Annotated in this window: 4 protein-coding genes and 1 pseudogene; 2 read left to right on the forward strand and 3 right to left on the reverse strand. The window is 44.0% G+C overall.

Features of this window, described 5'->3' with window-relative positions; genetic code table 11:
- The first annotated feature begins 303 nt into the window (after positions 1–303).
- A complete protein-coding gene (locus QVO99_RS05045) occupies positions 304–843 on the forward strand; it encodes a hypothetical protein (protein WP_288176971.1) in 540 nt (179 codons plus the stop codon).
- Position 844: 1 nt separating this feature from the next.
- Here the strand turns inward: QVO99_RS05045 and QVO99_RS05050 are convergent, their stop codons facing one another.
- From QVO99_RS05050 to QVO99_RS05060, 3 genes are read right to left on the reverse strand one after another with little or no spacing between them, the layout of a single operon-like run.
- A complete protein-coding gene (locus tag QVO99_RS05050; protein ID WP_022316513.1) occupies positions 845–3385 on the reverse strand; it encodes a carboxypeptidase regulatory-like domain-containing protein in 2541 nt (846 codons plus the stop codon).
- A 28-nt stretch (positions 3386–3413) separates the two neighbouring features.
- The gene (locus QVO99_RS05055) at positions 3414–4226 is read right to left on the reverse strand and encodes a GLPGLI family protein (RefSeq protein WP_022316514.1); all 813 of its coding nucleotides are present in this window, start codon (positions 4224–4226) and stop codon (positions 3414–3416) included.
- A 19-nt stretch (positions 4227–4245) separates the two neighbouring features.
- A complete protein-coding gene (locus QVO99_RS05060) occupies positions 4246–5013 on the reverse strand; it encodes an immunoglobulin-like domain-containing protein (RefSeq protein WP_022316515.1) in 768 nt (255 codons plus the stop codon).
- A gap of 37 nt (positions 5014–5050) precedes the next feature.
- Between QVO99_RS05060 and QVO99_RS05065 the strand changes: the two are divergent.
- Positions 5051–5252 (forward strand): annotated as a pseudogene (locus QVO99_RS05065) (hypothetical protein); the annotation flags it as partial.

The raw sequence follows: 5252 nt of genomic DNA on the forward strand, positions 1-5252 counted from the left end.
AGACTCTTAATCGCAATATCCAACTGACGGAAAAGCGATATGCAGCAATGATGGAACTTATGCAAGCAAAGAAATCCAAGACAATAGAGCCCCATACCGCAAATCATAAAAGCCTTGCCACGATTTATATTCATGACATATCCCTGGTATTGGATAAAGAGGATGTATCGAAGTGAGCACTTTCGTCAGTTTCTGGTTATCTGCATGGCTTGTTCTCTTGTCGTTTCTGTGTTCTTGACGATATTCTTGACTTATGATAATGCGCAGTTGAGAAGATTTTAGCTTTTACCAGATTTCGATAAGATGATGAATGATGTTGAAAACGAGGTCGAGGAACAGCAAGCCGAGGATGGACTTGTAAACCGTGTTCCTGAGTTGAAGCAGTTGAGTGAGGACATTGACAAGGCTACCAACACCTTCATCAATGCCAGACTTGAACTGGAATCTGCCATTCAGCAGTATCAACGGGCAGAAGCAAAATTAGGTGGTGCTGTGACTACTATCAGCAAAAAGGTTGATACCATCAATCAGCACATAGACAAAGCTTTGGAAAATGCTCCCACAAAATTTAAGGTATCTGTAAATGTCAATGATGCTGACTGGCAGAAGATTCAAGAACTGTTTGCCAAAGAACGCCAATGGATGACCGCACAGATGCAGATGCATATCCGTGAGGTCAATTCCATGTTTGCTGATGAACGGAAAAAAGTCCGTGAGCGATACAAGGAATATAATGGTTGCTACCTCGGTCACTATGCCCAGTGGTTCTTTTGGCTCTTCTTCATAATTGGCTTCGTTATGACTTTCTTAGTAATCTTTCTTGCATTAAAGGACTTCTTGTAGTTTACAAATCCATACTCCACTTTGCAAGCACTTCTCTTGGACGAAGACGAGTAATGCTATACGACTCAATGGTGTTGCCGAGAGTTCTTCGTTCAAACTCAGAAGTGCCAATAAGGTTGTTTGCTGTGACGGAGAATTCCCAACGCTTAGCCTTGTAGGCAATGGCAAGGTCAAGAAAGTGGTTTACACCGATGCTCTTGTCGTTGGTATGGAAGAGTTCGTTTTTTACGCTCAGCATCCATCCTTTGGCAGGGAACACATATAGTTTAAGGATATGTTCCCAGTCGGTTGTGGGGTCGGAAGAGAGTTCTGGGGCCGTGAGGTTTTTCTGCTTATAAATGTTCACATTCGACTTACCCTCAACAGAAAGAAATCTCGCTGGACGCAATGAGTAGTTGAACGAAACAGAGGTTGTGTTCATACGTGCGTCATTCACAATGCCCGACACAAGCATATTATAATCTGTGATGTTGTGTGAGGCGCCAATACCGACAAGTGTCTTTGCCCATCCAAACGATTTGCTTACACGACCAGAAACGCCTATTGTCTGCATGGCATATTCCTTGTCGGTAGCAGTCATGGTGTAGATATTGCCGTTCATCGCACTCTCGTAAAGGATGTTTCCCGACATCCTATTATATGAAGGACGAATATTAAAGAACAGTCCCGACACAGGATTGGTGTATTTATATGCTGCCGTTACATGAAGAGAGTGAGTAGCATCCGTTTTGCCTCTATTCACTTTCTGCGTGCGATAGCTTGTGAAGATAGGAGTGTCATAGATAGACCTTCCCATCAATGGCGCATTAGCATAACCAACATTAGCCGAAAATTCAGAAACAACAGTTGCCTTCCAATTCCAACCCACCGCAGGGTCTATCCACAGATGATTGCTTCTTGACTCACGGTAAGACTGACGAGCATAACTTATCTTCGACTTTATTCCTATCATATGCTTTCCGAAAAGGAACGACATTGAAGGAGACCAATACATGCGAAGCAACTGATACACATTCGTCTTCTCTGCTTCCTCGCCCATTGCCACACCAATGCTCTGATAGTCATAGTTCACTCCCAATTCATTGTTGAGATAGTGTCTGCCGACTTTCAGTTTATATTGCATTTCATTCTGTGTTGAGAAGAATCCGAGATTCAGCCGTTCTGTCATTCCATCAATGGTGAGCAACTGTCCCGGCAGATAGCTGTAGGTCCAATAACTTTCAACGTTGTATATGTTGCCCTTTGCCGTGGTGTGCGACATCTGAAAATCCTCAGTAATACTGCGCTTGTGCGGCTTCACCATCATGTCGGTGCGCTGTCCGTTGTACATCATCGTGCCGACACTCTTGTTGAAGTCAATATAACCTTTAAGGTTGTTCTTGATGAAACTCTTGCTGCCGTTGTACTGATAGTTGGCCTCACCCTTCCATTCGCTTCGGGTGTTGCTGACATTCTGCCCCTCAACTATGACTGGCATATCGGCAAGGGTGAGATAAGTGGATGAACTATAGTCCTGCATATCGGTCTTGTCTATAAATCCATTGCCTTGCACACGCAGTTCCGAATCCTTGCCAGTCTTCCAAAGCCAGTTGCCGGCAACAAGATGACTATTGTTGAAAGTATATCGGTTGTCTGCAAGGTCGGGAGCCGCAACCGACATCATTGAGAGAAAGCCCGACTCAGAGCCAGTTCTTCCCTTTAACAATGCAGCAAGATCGAGCACCTCATTGTCGAGCTGCTTGCCGATGTTGTTGTTCTTGTACATCATCAGCGTCTGATACTTCTTGTTGAAACGCATACCCATCAGTCGGCAGTCGTATAAAAAATCATCACCATAACCCAAACCTATGTCAGCCGCTCCCGTCCATACGGCTTTGGCATCATCCTTCAACACAAGATTGAGAGCAGCCTGTTCGCTGAACGACACGCCACGCAACGACTTCACCGACTGATGATTCTCCAACACCTGCACACTCTTTATCTTATCGGCTGAGATGTTTTGGTTGGCAACACCATATTGCGACCCCATCAAGTCAAGTCCCTCAATATAGAACTTGTTGATAGGTTTTCCTTGGTATTCCACCTTGCCATCCGTTTTTACCTCAAGTCCAGGCATCTTGGCTATCACGTCGGCAATGCTTCGGTCTTGCCCCTGGCGAAAACCAGCAACCGAATATGTGAGCGTGTCTCCAGAACTCTTTATACGCTCCGCTTTTATCTTTACTTCCTTTAATTGAAAGTCGCCTTCTACTAACGTGATAGTCATGCCATCCTTCAAATCAGCAAACGGCATCGTCTTCTTCTGATAACCAATATAACTTACCGTTATACTTGCAGGATTTTTCCCTTTAGGAATAGTCAGCTTATATTCACCATTATCGCTTGTGAGACAATACGCCACGGTTGACTTGCTCTCAGTTGATGCCACAACCGAGGCACCTACCAAGAGCTCTCCTTTCTTACCCTTCACCTTTCCTGTGAAGGTTTGTGCAGAGAGCGAAAGGTTGGATAGCAGAAGTATGAAAAATATGGCATATCTCATTGCTTTCCAAATGGTTATTACATATCACTTATTCATATTTTTCCATTAAACAGGCATTGAAACTCCGCTGTGCCTTAGGCGGTTCGCTATATCCGCTACCTTGCAAGCGGTTGGTAGTATTCCATTGGTCTTTCCAGTAATCCTCAAGCAGATGTTGAAACTTGACAGGAGTTGAGCGCAAATAACGCTTGGGGTGAAAGCTGATGGTTACAGTTTGCCGTATCTGCTCTATGCCTGTAGCAACAAACGAGAATTCATGTCGGCTTTCAGAAGCCGCCAATATGAGTCCGGGCAAACCACCTAACTTCCATGGACCATTATCAAAAGGCAAGTCCAACGAATACCACGCTGTCCAAGTGCGCCCACGGAACTGACAAACGGCTTTGTGGCAGGGATAACCTATAATAATAGTGTCACCCTCGGCGAGTTCCCAAGAGAAGGTCGGAATGGATTCCTCATAACAGAATGAAAAGTCATTGTGCACGACATCCGTATAAGTGAGCGTGCCCCTCTGTGGAATGTGCTTATAAACTTCATACTCGCGTCCTTTCTTAGAGCCAAACGTATTTGCCAGGAACTGCAAATAGCTCATAGGGTCGGTATTCACACTCTTCACAGAATCACGCTGATACAGAAACTGCTCAAACCGTTGGCTATAAAACCGAGACGAATGTCTCCCTATATCCAACAGATTTATATCATCATACGCTTCCTTTTGCTCCTGCGTGTGTTTATACAATGCACGATACTGTACACGCACACTTACCGTGTCCACCGCCTCTTGGGAATGAACGCATGAGGCAAATAAACAAAATGTCAATAAACTGAAGAGTATTTTCATAAGCAACAATTCTTTTTATTTACTTCAACTCAAAGGTTGCCATAAGCAGCACCTTATTGCCATCTATGTTTTCTTCGTAGAAGAAGCGATAGACGCCAGGATTGTTTGGAAGAATATCGGGAAAAAGATGGGCGGTGATGGTGCCGCTTTGACCGTCGCTTAATATATGCCCAACAGCATTGAATAGGCAGTCAGTTGGTAAAATAAACCAACTACCATCCCTACCTTGGGCTGTGATGCTATATGATTCGCCATACATGAATTCTTTGCCACTATGGTTGGTAATCGTGAATCTGATCTCCGTGGTGCCCAATGGATAGGAAGGCTTCTCCGCCTTGAGGGAGATACCTTGGTAGGTGCTCACGCCTTCCCTGTTGTCGATGATAGGGTCCAACTTGCCCTCAAACCTGATGGCGGGCGAGTTGTAAATCTGCCTACGAAACTCCTGCTGCTTCTCCTTCGTGTTCCAACGGAGCGCAACATCAATGGAGTTGGATCCCATTCCAAATCCAACAACATTTCGCAAGGCCGGGGTCTTGTCTTCCGACAGGAACTTCCGCTCAAGTATCCGCATAATGGAGTTCAGTTCCCTATGCGAATATTTACGCGCCGAAGCCTTGCGATAGGTTCTCTTCTTGCTCTTGACAACTCTCTTTTTGCTAATGGTCGCTACCTTCTTTTGTTGAGCGGCAAATGACTGTTTGCAAGCAGCAAAAGCTGTTTGCATTGAAAGGAACATTGTCAATCCTAATATTATTGCATTGAGTAGTTTTGGCTTCAGTCTCATAGTTATCAGCAATTAACAATTTAATATGTAGAGAGACATGAACTCTTATAGTATATTACCCCAGTTCGGGATAAGAATAGTTCATAAAAAGTTGGTAGTCTCACAAATATTTTGTACCTTTACAGGTGAATTACAACAAGTTACAAATACATTTGATATGACTACCGATTACAAAGTTACAGAATTATTTTGTATTATAGACGAGTTTTGCAAACATTTTGATGCAGAAAATGCAGGAA

Source organism: Prevotella sp. CAG:592 (assembly GCF_000436015.1).
In the GTDB taxonomy this organism is placed as follows: domain Bacteria; phylum Bacteroidota; class Bacteroidia; order Bacteroidales; family Bacteroidaceae; genus Prevotella; species Prevotella pectinovora.

Coding starts and splice junctions, on each gene's coding strand:
- QVO99_RS05045 (WP_288176971.1), top strand. CDS start 304: ATGATGAATGATGTTGAAAACGAGGTCGAGGAACAGCAAGCCGAGGAT.
- QVO99_RS05050 (WP_022316513.1), bottom strand. CDS start 3,385: ATGAGATATGCCATATTTTTCATACTTCTGCTATCCAACCTTTCGCTC.
- QVO99_RS05055 (WP_022316514.1), bottom strand. CDS start 4,226: ATGAAAATACTCTTCAGTTTATTGACATTTTGTTTATTTGCCTCATGC.
- QVO99_RS05060 (WP_022316515.1), bottom strand. CDS start 5,013: ATGAGACTGAAGCCAAAACTACTCAATGCAATAATATTAGGATTGACA.